General features: G+C 67.2%; 16 protein-coding genes. 6 read left to right on the forward strand and 10 right to left on the reverse strand.

The annotated features are described in order from the left end of the window. Nucleotides 1-5 precede the first annotated feature (5 nt). The 4 genes from ASV56_RS04385 (at nt 6) to ASV56_RS04400 (ending at nt 4,205) form a co-directional block, all read left to right on the forward strand. Complete coding sequence (locus tag ASV56_RS04385) at nt 6-299, forward strand: FtsB family cell division protein (protein ID WP_062560935.1); 294 nt, start codon at nt 6-8, stop codon at nt 297-299. 204 nt (nt 300-503) lie between these two features. Further along, complete coding sequence (gene pdhA / locus ASV56_RS04390; protein WP_062560936.1) at nt 504-1,514, forward strand: pyruvate dehydrogenase (acetyl-transferring) E1 component subunit alpha; 1,011 nt, start codon at nt 504-506, stop codon at nt 1,512-1,514. Between the two features lie 12 nt (nt 1,515-1,526). After that, nucleotides 1,527-2,894 carry a pyruvate dehydrogenase complex E1 component subunit beta gene (locus ASV56_RS04395; RefSeq protein ID WP_062560937.1) on the forward strand — a complete coding sequence of 456 codons (1,368 nt, stop codon included), beginning with the start codon at nt 1,527-1,529 and terminating at the stop codon, nt 2,892-2,894. A 12-nt stretch (nt 2,895-2,906) separates the two neighbouring features. Beyond that, nucleotides 2,907-4,205, forward strand: a complete 1,299-nt coding sequence (locus tag ASV56_RS04400) for a pyruvate dehydrogenase complex dihydrolipoamide acetyltransferase (protein WP_062560938.1) — start codon at nt 2,907-2,909, stop codon at nt 4,203-4,205. 104 nt (nt 4,206-4,309) lie between these two features. On the opposite strand, the gene ASV56_RS04405 is transcribed toward ASV56_RS04400, so the two are convergent. The 3 genes from ASV56_RS04405 to ASV56_RS04415 form a co-directional block, all read right to left on the reverse strand. Next, entirely contained in the window at nt 4,310-7,372 is a 3,063-nt protein-coding gene (locus tag ASV56_RS04405; protein ID WP_062560939.1) for an efflux RND transporter permease subunit, read from the reverse strand. Continuing rightward, nucleotides 7,369-8,544 (reverse strand): efflux RND transporter periplasmic adaptor subunit, encoded by a 1,176-nt coding sequence (locus ASV56_RS04410; protein ID WP_062560940.1) that lies wholly within the window; start codon nt 8,542-8,544, stop codon nt 7,369-7,371. The genes ASV56_RS04405 and ASV56_RS04410 overlap by 4 nt, the downstream gene beginning before the upstream one ends. A gap of 71 nt (nt 8,545-8,615) precedes the next feature. Further along, nucleotides 8,616-9,398: a division plane positioning ATPase MipZ gene (locus tag ASV56_RS04415; protein ID WP_062562234.1), complete on the reverse strand. Its 783-nt coding sequence runs from the start codon at nt 9,396-9,398 to the stop codon at nt 8,616-8,618. A gap of 269 nt (nt 9,399-9,667) precedes the next feature. Here ASV56_RS04415 and ASV56_RS04420 point away from each other — a divergent pair, with 269 nt between their 5' ends. Together ASV56_RS04420 and ASV56_RS04425 are read left to right on the forward strand one after the other, a co-directional pair. Then, entirely contained in the window at nt 9,668-9,892 is a 225-nt protein-coding gene (locus tag ASV56_RS04420) for a hypothetical protein (protein WP_062560941.1), read from the forward strand. Continuing rightward, complete coding sequence (locus ASV56_RS04425; RefSeq protein ID WP_018000124.1) at nt 9,889-10,095, forward strand: hypothetical protein; 207 nt, start codon at nt 9,889-9,891, stop codon at nt 10,093-10,095. The genes ASV56_RS04420 and ASV56_RS04425 overlap by 4 nt, the downstream gene beginning before the upstream one ends. A gap of 113 nt (nt 10,096-10,208) precedes the next feature. Here ASV56_RS04425 and rpmE read toward each other — a convergent pair whose 3' ends face one another. From rpmE to ffh, 7 genes are all read right to left on the reverse strand, one after another. Beyond that, nucleotides 10,209-10,430, reverse strand: a complete 222-nt coding sequence (gene rpmE, locus ASV56_RS04430; protein ID WP_062560942.1) for a 50S ribosomal protein L31 — start codon at nt 10,428-10,430, stop codon at nt 10,209-10,211. Nucleotides 10,431-10,441: 11 nt separating this feature from the next. Further along, the gene (gene rplS / locus ASV56_RS04435) at nt 10,442-10,822 is read right to left on the reverse strand and encodes a 50S ribosomal protein L19 (RefSeq protein ID WP_018000122.1); all 381 of its coding nucleotides are present in this window, start codon (nt 10,820-10,822) and stop codon (nt 10,442-10,444) included. Beyond that, a complete protein-coding gene (trmD, locus tag ASV56_RS04440; RefSeq protein ID WP_026155391.1) occupies nt 10,819-11,682 on the reverse strand; it encodes a tRNA (guanosine(37)-N1)-methyltransferase TrmD in 864 nt (287 codons plus the stop codon). The genes rplS and trmD overlap by 4 nt, the downstream gene beginning before the upstream one ends. Further along, a complete protein-coding gene (gene rimM, locus ASV56_RS04445) occupies nt 11,679-12,185 on the reverse strand; it encodes a ribosome maturation factor RimM (RefSeq protein WP_062560943.1) in 507 nt (168 codons plus the stop codon). The genes trmD and rimM overlap by 4 nt, the downstream gene beginning before the upstream one ends. Before the next feature lie 4 nt (nt 12,186-12,189). Further along, nucleotides 12,190-12,552 carry a 30S ribosomal protein S16 gene (gene rpsP / locus ASV56_RS04450; protein ID WP_062560944.1) on the reverse strand — a complete coding sequence of 121 codons (363 nt, stop codon included), beginning with the start codon at nt 12,550-12,552 and terminating at the stop codon, nt 12,190-12,192. A 47-nt stretch (nt 12,553-12,599) separates the two neighbouring features. Continuing rightward, nucleotides 12,600-12,896: a chorismate mutase gene (locus ASV56_RS04455; protein ID WP_062560945.1), complete on the reverse strand. Its 297-nt coding sequence runs from the start codon at nt 12,894-12,896 to the stop codon at nt 12,600-12,602. 295 nt (nt 12,897-13,191) lie between these two features. After that, a complete protein-coding gene (gene ffh / locus ASV56_RS04460) occupies nt 13,192-14,688 on the reverse strand; it encodes a signal recognition particle protein (RefSeq protein ID WP_062560946.1) in 1,497 nt (498 codons plus the stop codon). Between the last annotated feature and the right edge of the window lie 59 nt (nt 14,689-14,747).

The raw sequence follows: 14,747 nt of genomic DNA on the forward strand, positions 1-14,747 counted from the left end.
AGCACATGACCCAACGCCTGTCGATCAGCGCCATCATCTTCTTCGTCGGGGCTATCCTGCTCGGGGTCTATTTCGCCTTCGCCGCCGTGCAGGGCCCCTCGGGCATCCTGCGCCGGGTGCAGTTGCAGGCCGAGACCCAGGATCTGGCCCAGCAGCGCGACAGGCTGCAGGCCGAGGTCGACCGCATGCGCAACCTGACGCGGCGGCTGTCGAACGACTATCTCGACCTCGACCTGCTGGACGAACGCGCCCGCGACGTGCTGGGGCTGGTGCGCGCGGACGAGATCATCATCCGCTGAACCGGCCGGCGTCTTTTCCGTTTTCCAAACACCCCTGCGGCCTTGCCGCCACGCAATGCGGTCCCTGCCCGGAAAATCACCGGCAAGGGCAGGATTCCGCATCTGCCCTCTGGACCTATGCACAAGGCCGGTTTACTTCCCCCGCGAGCTTGCCCTAGAATTAGTTTAACGCTGAACTATTCCTGCCCCGAGGAGGAGGCCCGTATGGTCAGAAAGCCCGCAGCCAAGGAAAGCACGTCGAACGTGTCCCGTGACGAGCTGCTCAAATACTATCGCGACATGCTGTTGATCCGCCGATTCGAGGAAAAGGCCGGCCAACTCTACGGCATGGGCCTGATCGGCGGCTTCTGCCACCTCTACATCGGGCAAGAGGCCGTCGTCGTCGGCCTGGAGGCCGCCGCCAAGGAAGGCGACAAGCGCATCACCTCTTATCGCGACCATGGCCACATGCTGGCCTGCGGCATGGAAGCCCGCGGCGTCATGGCGGAACTGACCGGACGCTCGGGCGGCTATTCCAAGGGCAAGGGCGGCTCGATGCACATGTTCAGCCGCGAAAAGCACTTCTACGGCGGCCATGGCATCGTCGCGGCGCAGGTGCCGCTGGGCGCGGGCCTCGCCTTCGCCGACAAATACCGCGGCAATGACAATGTCACCTTCGCCTATTTCGGCGACGGCGCCGCCAACCAGGGCCAGGTCTACGAGACCTACAACATGGCCGAGCTGTGGAACCTGCCGGTCGTCTTCGTGATCGAGAACAACCAGTATGCCATGGGCACCTCGATGAAGCGCTCGACCAAGTCGACGACGCTCTTCGGCCGGGGCGAGGCCTTCGGCATCAAGGGCGAACAGGTCGACGGCATGGACGTGCTGGCGGTCAAGGCCGCCGCCGAAAAGGCCGTGGCGCAATGCCGCGCCGGCAACGGCCCCTATATCCTGGAAGTGATGACCTATCGCTATCGTGGCCACTCGATGTCCGACCCGGCGAAATACCGCACGCGCGAGGAGGTGCAGAAGATGCGCGACGAACGCGACGCCATCGAACATGTGCGCGACCTGCTCTTGACCGGCAAGCACGCCAGCGAGGACGACCTCAAGGCCATCGACAAGGAAATCAAGGATATCGTGAACGACTCGGCCGAATTCGCCAAGGAAAGCCCGGAGCCCGCGCTGGAGGAACTCTGGACCGATATCTACGCCGAAGAGAAAAGCGCCTGAGGGAGGGCAACCATGGCAACCGAAATCCTGATGCCCGCCCTGTCGCCGACCATGGAGGAAGGCACGCTGGCCAAATGGCTGGTCAAGGAAGGCGATACTGTCAAATCCGGCGACATCCTGGCCGAGATCGAAACCGACAAGGCCACGATGGAATTCGAGGCGGTCGATGAAGGCATCGTCGGCAAGCTCTTGATCGCCGAGGGCACCCAGGGGGTCAAGGTGAACACCCCCATCGCCGTGCTGGTCGAGGAAGGCGAATCCGCCGATGCCGCGCCCGCCGCCAAGGCCGAACCCACTCCGGCCGCCGCAGAAGCGCCCGCCGCTGCACCGGCGCAAGCTGCGGCCCCCGCCCCGGCCCCGGTCGTCGACCAGTCGCCCGACTGGCCCGAAGGCACGCCGATGAAGACCATGACCGTGCGCGAAGCCCTGCGCGAGGCCATGGAAGAGGAGATGACCCGCGACGACACCGTCTTCCTGATGGGCGAGGAAGTCGGCGAATACCAGGGCGCCTACAAGATCAGCCAAGGCCTGCTCGACAAGTTCGGCCCGCGCCGCGTGGTCGACACCCCGATCAGCGAAATCGGCTTCGCCGGCATCGGCACCGGCGCCGCCATGGCCGGCCTGCGCCCCATCGTCGAGTTCATGACCTTCAACTTCGCCATGCAGGCGATGGACCACATCATCAACTCGGCCGCGAAGACGCTCTACATGTCGGGCGGCCAGATGGGTGCGCCGATGGTGTTCCGTGGCCCGAACGGCGCCGCCGCCCGCGTCGCCGCCCAGCACAGCCAGGACTATGCCGCCTGGTTCGCCCAGATCCCCGGCCTGAAGGTCGTCATGCCCTATTCGGCCGCCGACGCGAAGGGCCTGCTGAAACAGGCGATCCGCGACAACAACCCCGTGGTCTTCCTGGAAAACGAAATCCTCTACGGCCGCAGCTTCGAAGTGCCGGATCTGGAAGATTTCACCATCCCCTTCGGCAAGGCCAAGGTCGTGCGCCAGGGCCGCGACGTGACGCTGGTCAGCTTCGGCATCGGCATGACCCACGCGCTTGAAGCCGCCGAGAAACTGGCCGGCGAAGGCATCGAGGCCGAAGTCATCGACCTGCGCACCCTGCGCCCGATCGACTATGCGACCGTGATCGCCTCGGTGCAGAAGACCAACCGCTGCGTGACGGTGGAAGAGGGCTTCCCGGTCTGCTCGATCGGCAACCACCTCTCGGCCTATATCATGGAAAACGCCTTCGATTACCTCGACGCGCCGGTGATCAACTGCACCGGCAAGGACGTGCCCATGCCCTATGCCGCCAACCTGGAAAAGCACGCGCTGATCACCTCGGACGAGGTGGTGGCGGCGGTCAAGAAAGTCACCTACCGTTAAGGAGCAAGCGAGATGCCGACAGAAATCCTGATGCCCGCGCTTTCTCCGACCATGGAGGAGGGCACGCTGGCCAAATGGCTGGTGAAGGAAGGCGACACGGTGAAATCCGGCGACATCCTGGCCGAGATCGAGACCGACAAGGCCACGATGGAATTCGAGGCCGTGGACGAAGGCACGGTGGGCAAGATCCTGGTGGCCGAGGGCACGGCGGGCGTGAAGGTGAACACGCCCATCGCCGTCCTGCTGGAAGAGGGCGAGAGCGCCTCCGACATCGGCTCGGCCCCGGCGCCGAAAACTGAGGCAGCCGCGCCCGCGAAACCCGAGGCTGCCCCCGCTCCGGCGGCGGCAGCCCCGGCCCCGGCGGCACAGAAGGCGGCGGATGGCGGGCGGGTCTTCGCCTCGCCGCTGGCGCGCCGCATCGCGGCCGAAAAGGGCATCGACCTTGCCGGCGTGACCGGTTCCGGCCCGCGTGGCCGCATCGTCAAGGCGGATGTCGAAGGCGCCAAGCCCGGCGCAGCCAAGCCCGCCGCCGCCGAGTCCCCGAAAGCCGCCGCCCCTGCCCCGGCAGCGGCCGCCCCGGCCGGTCCTTCGGCGGAAACCGTGCTTAAGATCTATGCCGACCGCGAGACGACCGAGGTGGCGCTGGACGGCATGCGCCGCACCATCGCCGCCCGCCTGACCGAGGCCAAGCAGACCATCCCGCATTTCTACCTGCGCAAATCGGCCAAGCTGGACGAGCTGATGAAGTTCCGCGCCATGCTGAACAAGCAGCTGGAATCGCGCGGCGTGAAGCTGTCGGTCAACGACTTCATCATCAAGGCCTGCGCCCTGGCGCTGCAAGAGGTGCCGGATGCCAATGCCGTCTGGGCCGGCGGCCGCATCCTGAAGCTGAAACCCTCGGACGTGGCCGTGGCCGTCGCCATCGAAGGCGGGCTCTTCACCCCGGTGCTGAAGGACGCGCAGCAAAAGACGCTGTCGTCCCTCTCGACCGAGATGAAGGACCTCGCCAACCGCGCCAAGACCAAGAAGCTGGCCCCGCATGAATACCAGGGCGGCAGCTTCGCGATCTCGAACCTCGGCATGTTCGGCATCGAGAATTTCGACGCGGTCATCAACCCGCCGCATGGCGCGATCCTGGCCGTCGGCGCCGGCATCCAGACCCCGGTCGTCGAAAACGGCGAGATCGTGATCCGCAACGTCATGTCGATGACGCTCTCGGTCGATCACCGGGTCATCGACGGTGCCCTCGGTGCGCAATTGCTCGACGCCATCGTCAAGCACCTGGAAAACCCGATGGGCATGCTGGCCTGACCCGCATCCGCCATGAAACACCAAGGGGGCCCCGACGGCCCCCTTTCTCTTTTGTGGATAAATATCCTCGGGGGTCCGGGGGCAGACAGCCCCCGGCAGCGACCTCACTCCCCCGCGGGGCGCGCGTTCAGCCCGATCCGCCGCACCAGCCAGCGCCCGACCCTGACCTGCCCACCATGCACCACCGAAAACAGCGAGGGCACGAACAACAGCGACAGCAGCGTCGAGAGCAACAGCCCGCCGATCACCGAAATCGCCATCGGCGCGCTGAACTCGGCGCCCTCGCCCGTTCCCAGCGCCGAGGGCACCATGCCCGCGGTCATGGCGATGGTCGTCATCACGATGGGCCGCGCCCGCTTGTGCACCGCATCCAGGATCGCCGCGCGCTTCTCGACGCCGCGCTCGATGGCGCTGACCGCGAATTCGACCAGCATGATCGCGTTCTTGGTCACGATGCCCATCAGCATCAGGAAGCCGATCACCACCGACATGCTGATGGAATTGCCGGTCAGGAACAGCGCCAGGATCGCCCCGCCAATGGCCAGGGGCAGCGACATCAGGATCGAGACGGGGGTGATGAAATTGTGAAACAGCAGCACCAGAACGACATAGGTCAGCACCACGCCCGAGACCATCGCGACCGAGAAGGCCTGGAACACCTCGGCCATGATCTCGGCATCGCCCGAGGGCTTGATCTCGGTCCCGGCCGGCAGCTCGATCCCCTGCTGCAACCCCGTGACCTGGGCGCTGACCGGGCCCAGCAGCGCACCCTCGGCCAGGTTGCCCGAGACGGTGGTCTGATAGCGCCGGTCGTAGCGGCCGATCTCGGTCGCCCCGGCCGAAAGCGTCACATCCGCCACCGCCTCCAGCGGCAGCTGCCCGGCCGAGCTTGGCACGCGCAGGTTCCTGACCGTCATCAGGTCGCGCCGCGCCGCCTCGTCCAGCCGCACCATGATCGGGATCTGCTTGTCGCCGGCGTTGAACTTGGCGAGGTTCGATTCCGTGTCGCCCAGCGTTGCCACCCGCAGCGTCGTCGCCAGCGCGCTGGCGGTGACGCCCAACTGCGCCGCGACCTCGGGCCGCGGATGGATCTGGATCTCGGGCCGCTCCAGGCTGGCGGATGACCGCACCCCCTCCAGCGCCGGCAGGGTCTTCATCGCCGCCATCAGCCGCTCGGCCGCCTCGGCCGCCGCATCCTCGGTATCGCCCAGGACCGAAATCGACAGGTCGGCATTGCCCTCTTGGTTCTGGAAGTCGATGCGCAGGTCGGGGATGGCCGCCAGATGCTCTTTCAACTCGTCCTCGACGGCAAAGCTCGAGCGCTCGCGCTCGTCCTTGGGACCGTAGTTCACCATCAGCTTGGCCTTGGCGACGTCATCCTCGCCGCCATTGACGAAGACCGAGCGCACCTCGGGCGCCGCGCTGATGCGCTGCGAGATCATGGCGGCGGCGGCTTCGGTCTCGCGCGGGGTGGCGCCGGGCGGCAGCTCGATGCTGACCTGGCTGCGGCCGACGTCCTGCGCCGGGATGAACTCGGTCGGCAGCAGGGTCGCGGAAAAGATCGAGAGCGCGAACACCCCCATGCCCATCAGCAGCGTCAGCCCGCGGTGGCGCAGGGTCCAGCCCAGCACGGCTATCAGCCCGCGCAGCACCGGACCGTCCCTCTCCTCGGGCAGATGCGTGCTGTCGCGCAGGAAATAGGCCGCCAGCATCGGCGTGATCAGCCGCGCCACCAGCAGCGAGAACAGCACCGAGACCGCGACCGTCAGCCCGAACTGCTTGAAATACTGCCCCGGGATCCCGCCCATGAAGCTGACCGGGGCAAAGACCGCGACGATGGAAAAGCTGATCGCGATCACGGTCAGGCCGATCTCGTTCGCGGCCTCCATGCTGGCGTCATAGGCGGGCACGCCCATGTTGATATGGCGCACGATATTCTCGATCTCGACGATGGCGTCATCGACCAGGATGCCGGTGACCAGCGTGATCGCCAGCAGGCTCACCCCGTTCAGGGTAAAACCCAGCATGTGCATGACGAAAAAGGTCGGGATGATCGACAGCGGCAGCGCCACGGCGGCGATCAGCGTCGCGCGCCAGTTCCGCAGGAACAGGAACACCACCACCACCGCCAGCGCCGCCCCCTCATAAAGCGTGTCCATGGTCGAATGATAGCTGTTCGAGGTGTGGCTGGTCGCGTCGTCGATCAGCTGGATGCGGGTGCCGGGATGGCGCGCGGCGATCTCGGCGATGCGGGCCTTGGCGCCGTCCCCGGCCACTAGGTCGGATTCGCCCGAGCCGCGGAAGACGCCGAAGGCCACCACCGGCTGGCCGTTGAGCAGGGCAAAAGTGCGCTCCTCGCTGGCGCCGTCGCTGACGCGGCCCAGCTGGTCCAGCCGGACCGTATGCCCGCCGGTATCACCGCCGCCGATCAGAATCGGCGTCTCGGCCAGCCGTGCCACGTCGCCGGCCGATCCCAGGGCGCGGATCGAGAATTCGGTCCCCGCCAGGTCGCCGCGCCCGCCGCCCAGGTCGATGTTCTTGGCCCGCAACTGGTCCGAGATTTCGGCCGCCGTCAGGCCGAAGGCCTGGATGCGGGCCGGGTCCAGATCGACGTTGATCTGGCGGTCGGCGCCGCCGATGCGGGTGATCGAGGCCACGCCCGGCACCGTGGACAGATCGCGCGCCACCACGTCGTCGACGAAATCCGACAGCTGCTCGATGGACTTGCCGGGGTCGCTGACGGCATAGGTCAGGATCGCCATGCCCGAGACGTCGATGCGGTGGATCAGCGGCTCGACGATGGATTCGGGCAGGTCGGCGCGCACATTGGCCACCGCATCCTTGACATCGTTCACGGCGCGGTCGGTGTCGGTCTCCAGCTCGAATTCGACATAGATCCGCGCCGAGCCGTCCAGCGCCGTCGAGGTGATGTGCCGCACCCCGGTGATCGAGGCGATGGAATCCTCGATCGGCTGCACCACCTGCCGGGTCAGCTCGCTCGGCGCCGCGCCGGGCTGGCTGACCACGACGCTGACCAGGGGCAGGTCGATGTTCGGCATCGCCGTGACCGCCAGCCTGCTGAAGCTGTAGAGCCCCATCATGACCAGAACCAGGAAGACCGCGATGGCCGGCACCGGCTGCCGGATGGACCAGGCCGAGAAGTTCATGGCGCCGCCCTGACCCGGTCGCCGCTGCGGAAGAAGGCGCCGGCCCTGGCCACCACCTGCTCGCCCTCGCGCAAGCCCTCGAGGATCTCGCGCCGGCCCTGCCAGATCAGCCCGGCCTTGACCGGCCGGGTCTCGATCACGCCGTCCTTGACCACCTGCACCCGCTCGCCCTGCTCATCGGCCAGGATCGCCGACAGCGGCACGGTCAGCGCCTCGCGCCGGTCGGTGACGATCCAGCCGCTGGCAAACAGCCCCAGCCGCAGCCGCGGATCGGGGTCCAGCGCCACCCGCGCCGTGCCGAGCCGCGTCACCGGATCGACCGAGGCAGGCGCCAGCCGCAGCCGGCCGGCGACCGGGCCCAGTCCCGCCACGTCGATCAGGGCGGCATCGCCCGGCGTCAGCTGCGCCAGCGCGGTTTCGATCACATCAGCTGCCAGCTCGATCTCGCCCGCCGCGATGAGGGTGAAAAGCGCATCGCCCCCGGTGCCCGAGATCGCGCCCAGCTCGGCGGTGCGCGCCACCACCACGCCATCGACCGGCGCGGTGATGCGGGCATGGCCCAGGTTCAGCCGGGCGATCCGGCGCGCGGCATCGGCCTGCGCCAAAGCCGCGCGTGCCACCCCCAGCCCGTCCGAGGCCGAGGCCGCCGCCGCCCGGGCCGAGGCCTCGGTCGCGACCGCCTGGTCCAGCACCGCCTGGCTGGCGTTGCCGCTGCGGCGCAGGCTGCGCGTGCGCTCCAGGGCCGATGCTGCCTCGGTCGCGGTCGCCTCGGCACTGGCGATCTGGCTTTCGGCCTGGCGGATGCCGGCCTCGGCGCGCTGATATTCGGCCTCGGCCTGCGCCAGCTGCGCCTCCAGCGTCTCGTCGGAAAGCTGCGCCAGCACCGCGCCGGCCTTGACGCTGTCGCCGACCTCGGCCGCAATCTGGGTGATCTCGTAGCCCGCGACATTGGCATGGACCTGCACCGCCTGCCGCGCCACCAGCGAGCCCGAGACCGGCACCCGCGCCTGCACCGGGCCGCGCTCGGCCTTGGCCAGCGTCACCAACGGCGCCTCGGCCGACGGCTCGGGCTGGGCGGCGGCGCCCGCCGTCTGCGCCATGGCCGGCAGCGCGGGAAGCGCCAGGACCAGGCCCAACAGGGCGGCGCAAATGCTGCGGCGAACAGCCGTCATCGTCCCCTCCTCGAGGAAATCCGGCGCAGAGCATAGCCGCGCCCCGGGGTGGCAACAATGGCGGCCGGGAATCAGAACGAGATCGTGACGCCGGGTAGCTTCAATTCGCCGATCAGCTCGCGCAGTTCCTGGCGGGCGGCGATGTTCGACATGCTCAGCTGCTCGGTGCCGATGTCTTTCAGGTCCAGCAGCGTCAGCCCGCGCGGGAACAGCTCGCGAAAGATCACCCGCTCGGAAAAGCCGGGGGCGACGCGGAAGCCGATGCGTTTCGACAGCATGGCCAGCGCGCCGCCGACCTTGCGCTTGTTGTGCATGGCCTGGGTGCCCAGGCGGTTCCGCAGCACCAGCCAGTCGATCGGGCCGGCGCCGGCCTGACCGCGCAATTGCCGCGCCGACCAGACCATCTCGGCATAAATCGAGGGGCCCAGGATCTTGCCCTCGGGCGAGAGCCGCGCCAGCAGGTCGAAATCGACGAAACTGTCGTTCATCGGCGTGATCAGCGTATCGGCCAGCGTATGCGCCATCTGGCTGAGCCGGGTATGCGAGCCGGGGCAGTCCAGCAGGATGAAGTCACAATCGCGATCCAGCTCGGCCACCGCCTGCGACAGCGGATCGCTGTCCGGCCCGGTCTCGGCCGGCAGGTGGCCCAGGATCGGGGTCGGCAGGTCCAGCCCCTCGCGCTGGGTGAAATGGGCGCGGTTTTCCAGGTAGCGGCCAAAGCTGCGCTGGCGCACGTCCAGGTCCAGCGCGCCGACCCGGTGGCCCATGCGCGCCAGCGCCGTCGCGACATGCATCGAGGTCGTGGACTTGCCCGAACCGCCCTTTTCGTTCCCGACCACAATGATATGCGCCACGAATCCCCCCCGGGCCTGCGCCAGTTCCGCCGCGGACCATAGGCCGCGCCTCGGCCGATGAAAAGCGCCGCGCAGGCGCGAATCACCGGCGACGTGGCGTTTTTCCCGCACCCGGCGCCGCTGCGGCCGGCCGCGCAAGCATTTGTTCCGGCTTCATTCTTTCATCACGACAAGGCAAGTCGAGTTTTATCTTGCAAAACACGACTGACTATGTCGTTATATAAGGGCCGGAACGTCCCGGCAGGTCAGCCAGGGAAAGGGAGACCAGGATGCCCATGCTGAACCATCTGTCGGCTTCTGCCGCCGCCCTGCCCCGCTATGCGGTCAGCCTGATCGATCGCCGCACGGGCAGGCCGCACCGGATCTCGGACATTCCGCTGCGGCTGATCACCTGCGAGCCGTTCGAGGCCGCGCGCGACCTGATGCGCGACCGCGACCCCTCGCTTTGGGACACCGCCATTCACCGCCTTGACCAGAAGGGAGCCCTGCAATGATCCGCGCCGTTTTCCCGACCCCGATCCGCAGCTATGCCACCATCGCGCTTTCGGCCTATCGCAGCGTGCAAGGCCCGGTGCTGCGGGAATATCGTGACGGCCGCGTCATGATCGATACCGGCCATGGCCCGATGACCGGCCAGCCGCTGAACCGGCCGCCGCGCGCGCCCAGCTGGATGCCGATCCTGGGGCTCGGCTACTGACCCCGCCGCGCGTCGGCACACCTCTCTCCCGTCCGGGGCCGCCCACCGCCCCGCTGAAAACGCAAAACGCCGCCCCTCGGGGCGGCGTTTCCGTTGGCGCCGGTGGCGAGGGCTCAGAAGCCCAGGCCGGCGTATTTGTTCTTGAACTTCGACACGCGGCCGCCGGTGTCCATCAGCTTGGCCGAACCGCCGGTCCAGGCCGGATGCACGGTCGGGTCGATGTCCAGCGACATGGTGTCGCCTTCCTTGCCCCAGGTCGAGCGCAGCTGATAGGTGGTGCCGTCGATCATCTTCACGGTGATGAAGTGGTAGTCGGGGTGAATTTCTGCTTTCATGGCGCGTCTCCTCAGGCCTTGGCGTCGGCTTTGGGCTTGTAGTTGCTGACTTCGGCGATGCGGGCGGATTTGCCGCGACGGTCGCGCAGGTAGTACAGCTTGGCGCGGCGGACGCGGCCACGGCGCACGACGGTGATCGAGTCGATATTGGTCGAATACAGCGGGAAGACGCGCTCGACACCCTCGCCGAACGAGATCTTGCGCACGGTGAACGAGGCACCGATGCCGCCGCCCTTGCGCGAGATCACGACGCCTTCGTACATCTGCACGCGGGTGCGGGTGCCTTCGGTCACTTTATAGCCGACGCGGACGGTGTCGCCGGCCTTGAAGTCCGGGATTTCCTTGCCGAGCGAGGCGATCTGCTCGGCTTCCAACTGGGCGATCAGGTTCATCGCTTTGGTTCCTCTTGATGCTCGCGGTGATCCCGCGATTGGTCTGATGCGCCCGAGAGCTGTCGGTCCTTTGCCGGGTCCATGCGGGTTTCCCCGTATGCCCGCCACAGATCGGGGCGGCGTTCCTTGGTCAGCCTTTCGGCCATGTCGCGCCGCCATGTGGCAATAGCCGCGTGATTTCCCGAAAGCAGAACCTCGGGTATCGCGCGGCCTTCCCATAGGGCGGGCTTCGTGTACTGGGGGTGCTCAAGCAGGCCATCGGAAAAGGATTCCTCGGCCAGTGACTCCTGATTCCCCAGCACGCGCGGTATAAGCCGAACCGTCGCGTCGATCAAGACCTGAGCCGCCAGTTCCCCGCCGGTCAGGACATAGTCGCCGATGCTGATTTCCTCGACATCGTGGGCGTCCAGCACGCGCTGGTCCACGCCCTCGAACCGGCCGCAGATCAGGGTCATGCCGGGGCCGTTCGCCAGCTGGCGGGCGCGTTCCTGCGTGAAGGGCTTGCCGCGCGGCGACAGATAGATCACCGGCAGGCCGGGGCCGGCCTCGCGCAGGGCGGCGTCCATCACGTCGGGGCGGATCACCATGCCGGCGCCGCCGCCGGCGGGGGTGTCGTCGACATTGCGGTGCTTGCCGATGCCGAAGGGGCGCAGGTCGGTGGTGCGCAGGTTCCACAGCCCCTCGGCCAGCGCCCGGCCGGTCAAGGAAAGCCCCAGAACCCCCGGAAAAGCCTCGGGGAAAAGCGTGATGACCTGAGCGGTCCAGGCGCCCCTGACCTGCGGCTCCGCCAGCAGGTCGCGGGGTTGTCGGCTTTCACGGATCGAGAGCCGGCCGTGGGATTTCATCCCTTCCGCGCTCATTCCTCGGCATCCTCGGGCGGGTCGGCGATGATGCGGCCGGCGGCCAGGTCCACCGTCGGCACGAAGGCGCGGGTGAAGGGCAAAAGCAGGGTCTGCTTGCGGCCGGGGCAATGGATTTCCAGGATGTCGCCCGCGCCATGGTCATAGATGGCGCGGACCTTGCCCAGCAGCACGCCGCCGGCATCATAGACGGAAAGGCCAATCAGATCCGTATGATAGAATTCGTCGTCGGGCAGCGAGGGCAGCCGCTCGCGGTCGGCCCAGAGCGTCACGCCCTTCAGCGCCTCGGCATCCTCGCGCGTCTCGACGCCCGAGAGCCGGGCGCCCAGGCCGCCGGTCACCGGCCGGGTCAGCTTGAGGGTGAAGCTGCGCTTGCCATCCTCGGACCAGAGCGGACCATATGCAGCGACATCATCAGGTTGCGAGGTAAAGCTCTTGAGCCTTACCTCGCCCCGGACGCCGAAGGCGCCTGCGATCGCGCCGACACAGATCCGCTCGGCCATGGGATTATTCCGAAGCGGCTTCCGAGGCGGCGGCTTCGCGGGCGGCGCGCTTCTCGGCACGCTCTTTCGCGGCCTTGCCCGGCTCGCCTTTCTTCAGGTTCTTGCGCTCGGTTTTCTCTTTCGCGCCAGAGGCTTCCAGGAAACGCGCCACGCGGTCGGTCGGCTGGGCGCCCTGGGCAAGCCAGTATTGCACGCGCTCGAGGTCCAGCTTGACGCGGTCTTCCGAGTCTTTCGCCAGCAGCGGGTTGTAGGTGCCCAGCTTCTCGAGGAAGCGGCCGTCACGCGGCATGCGCGAATCGGTCGCGACGATGGCGTAGTGCGGACGTTTCTTCGAGCCACCACGGGCCAGACGGATCTTCATTGCCATTGGTTTTCTCCTTTGAAATGGCGGGGTTGACGCGGGCGGGCCCTGCGTCAGGTCTGGAAGGTCTCGTGATGCCGGATCACTTCGGCAATCACGAAGTTCAGGAATTTGCGCGCGAATTCCGGGTCGAGATCGGCCTCGCGCGCGAGGCGTTCCAGCCGCTCGATCTGGCTCGCCTCGCGGGCGGGATCGGACGGAGGAAGGTCGTGTTCGGCCTTGAGGCGGCCGACGTTCTGGGTGTGCTTGAAGCGCTCGGCCAGCGTATAGACCAGGATCGCGTCCAGACGGTCGATGCTGGCGCGATGCTCTTTCAAGAGAGCGGCGGCGCGGGCGGCGTCAGTGGTCACGCGGAAATCTCCAAGCCTTTGATTTCGTTCGGGGCGGCTGTACACCGCCCGTACACCGGGCGTACACCGCAGATGCAGCGCGCGTCGCTCATTGCGCCATGCCGGCCGAGGGCGGGCCCTGGTTGCAGACCGTGGCGGGGTATTTGAAAAACAGAGAAGCACCGAGGCCAGGCCCAGCTTTCTCTGTTTTTCAAATACCCCGGCCAGGCGGCCGCCAGGCGCCAGGCCCGAGCGGAACGAGACGACACCGCCCTCCCCGGCCTTGCGGCGAAAGTCTTGGCGCGCGCGGTTGCCATCACTTCTTCCCGAACAGCCCGGAAAGCCCGCCGGGCAGGTTCAGCTTGCCGAGATCGCCGCCCAAGCCCTTGGGATCCTGCAGCATCCTGGTGGCCTCGGCCATCTTGGCCGGATCGACGTCGGCCATGTCGGGCAGGCCGCCGCCCTTGCCGCTCATGGCGCGCATGGCCTGCTTCAGCATGCCGCCCTTGCCCATCTTGCCGAGCTTCTTCATCGTGTCGGCCATCTGTTTCTGCATCTTCAGCAGCTTGTTCAGATCGGCCACCTCCATGCCGGCACCGGCGGCGATGCGCTTCTTGCGGCTGGCCTGCAGCAGGTCCGGGTTGGCGCGTTCCTTTTTCGTCATCGAGTTGATCAGCGCGATCTGGCGCTTGATCGCCTTGTCGTCGAAACCGGCGGCCTCGGCCTGCTTGGCCATCTTGCCCATGCCGGGCATCATGCCCATGATGGACTGCATCCCGCCCATCTTCATCATCTGTTCCAGCTGGCTCTTCAGGTCGTTCATGTTGAACAGACCCTTCTGGAAGCGCTTCATCATGCGCTCGGCCTGCTCGACCTCCAGCACCTCCTGCGCCTTCTCGACCAGGGCGACGATATCGCCCATGCCGAGGATGCGGCCGGCGACGCGGCTGGCGTCGAAGGCCTCCAGCGCGTCCATCTTTTCGCCCAGGCCGACGAAGCGGATCGGCTTGCCGGTGACGGCGCGCATCGACAGCGCCGCGCCACCGCGGCCGTCGCCGTCCATCCGGGTCAGCACCACGCCCGAGATGCCGACCTTGCCGTCGAATTCGGTGGCGACGTTCACCGCGTCCTGGCCGGTCAGCCCGTCGACGACCAGCAGGGTCTCGCGCGGGTTGGCCACGTCGCGGACCGCCTGCACCTCGTCCATCAGCACTTCGTCGATATGCAGCCGGCCGGCGGTATCGAGCATGTAGACGTCATAGCCGCCGAAGCTCGCCTGCTGCTTGGCGCGTTTCGCGATCTGCACCGCGTTCTCGCCCGGGACGATCGGCAGGGTGTCGACGCCGATCTGCTGGCCCAGGATCGCAAGCTGCTCCATGGCGGCCGGGCGGTTGGTGTCCAGCGAGGCCAGCAGCACCCGCTTCTTCTCGCGGTCCTTGAGGCGCTTGGCCAGTTTCGCGGTGGTGGTGGTCTTGCCCGAGCCCTGAAGCCCGACCATCAGGATCGGCGCCGGGGGATTGTCGATCCGCAGCGCGTCGGGCTCGCCCTCGCCCTGCAGCACCTTGATCAGCTCGTCATGGACGATCTTCACGACCTGCTGGCCGGGGGTGATCGACTTGGTGACGGCGCTGCCGGTGGCCTTGGCGGTGACGGATTTCACGAAGCTGCGCGCGACCGGCAGCGAGACGTCGGCTTCCAGCAGCGCGACGCGCACCTCGCGCATGGCGGCGGTGACGTCATCCTCGGTCAGGGCGCCCTGCTTGGTCAGCCGGTCGAAGACGCCGCCAAGGCGGTCGGACAGGTTTTCAAACATCGGCGGCCCTCCAATGGTTGCCGTTGCCCGCAAGGGGCGCGAATAAACAATAACGCCCC

Origin of the sequence: Paracoccus aminovorans (assembly GCF_001546115.1) — a bacterium.
GTDB lineage: Bacteria > Pseudomonadota > Alphaproteobacteria > Rhodobacterales > Rhodobacteraceae > Paracoccus > Paracoccus aminovorans_B.

Coding starts and splice junctions, on each gene's coding strand:
- ASV56_RS04385 (WP_062560935.1), top strand. CDS start 6: ATGACCCAACGCCTGTCGATCAGCGCCATCATCTTCTTCGTCGGGGCT.
- pdhA (WP_062560936.1), top strand. CDS start 504: ATGGTCAGAAAGCCCGCAGCCAAGGAAAGCACGTCGAACGTGTCCCGT.
- ASV56_RS04395 (WP_062560937.1), top strand. CDS start 1,527: ATGGCAACCGAAATCCTGATGCCCGCCCTGTCGCCGACCATGGAGGAA.
- ASV56_RS04400 (WP_062560938.1), top strand. CDS start 2,907: ATGCCGACAGAAATCCTGATGCCCGCGCTTTCTCCGACCATGGAGGAG.
- ASV56_RS04405 (WP_062560939.1), bottom strand. CDS start 7,372: ATGAACTTCTCGGCCTGGTCCATCCGGCAGCCGGTGCCGGCCATCGCG.
- ASV56_RS04410 (WP_062560940.1), bottom strand. CDS start 8,544: ATGACGGCTGTTCGCCGCAGCATTTGCGCCGCCCTGTTGGGCCTGGTC.
- ASV56_RS04420 (WP_062560941.1), top strand. CDS start 9,668: ATGCCCATGCTGAACCATCTGTCGGCTTCTGCCGCCGCCCTGCCCCGC.
- ASV56_RS04425 (WP_018000124.1), top strand. CDS start 9,889: ATGATCCGCGCCGTTTTCCCGACCCCGATCCGCAGCTATGCCACCATC.
- rpmE (WP_062560942.1), bottom strand. CDS start 10,430: ATGAAAGCAGAAATTCACCCCGACTACCACTTCATCACCGTGAAGATG.
- rplS (WP_018000122.1), bottom strand. CDS start 10,822: ATGAACCTGATCGCCCAGTTGGAAGCCGAGCAGATCGCCTCGCTCGGC.
- trmD (WP_026155391.1), bottom strand. CDS start 11,682: ATGAGCGCGGAAGGGATGAAATCCCACGGCCGGCTCTCGATCCGTGAA.
- rimM (WP_062560943.1), bottom strand. CDS start 12,185: ATGGCCGAGCGGATCTGTGTCGGCGCGATCGCAGGCGCCTTCGGCGTC.
- rpsP (WP_062560944.1), bottom strand. CDS start 12,552: ATGGCAATGAAGATCCGTCTGGCCCGTGGTGGCTCGAAGAAACGTCCG.
- ffh (WP_062560946.1), bottom strand. CDS start 14,688: ATGTTTGAAAACCTGTCCGACCGCCTTGGCGGCGTCTTCGACCGGCTG.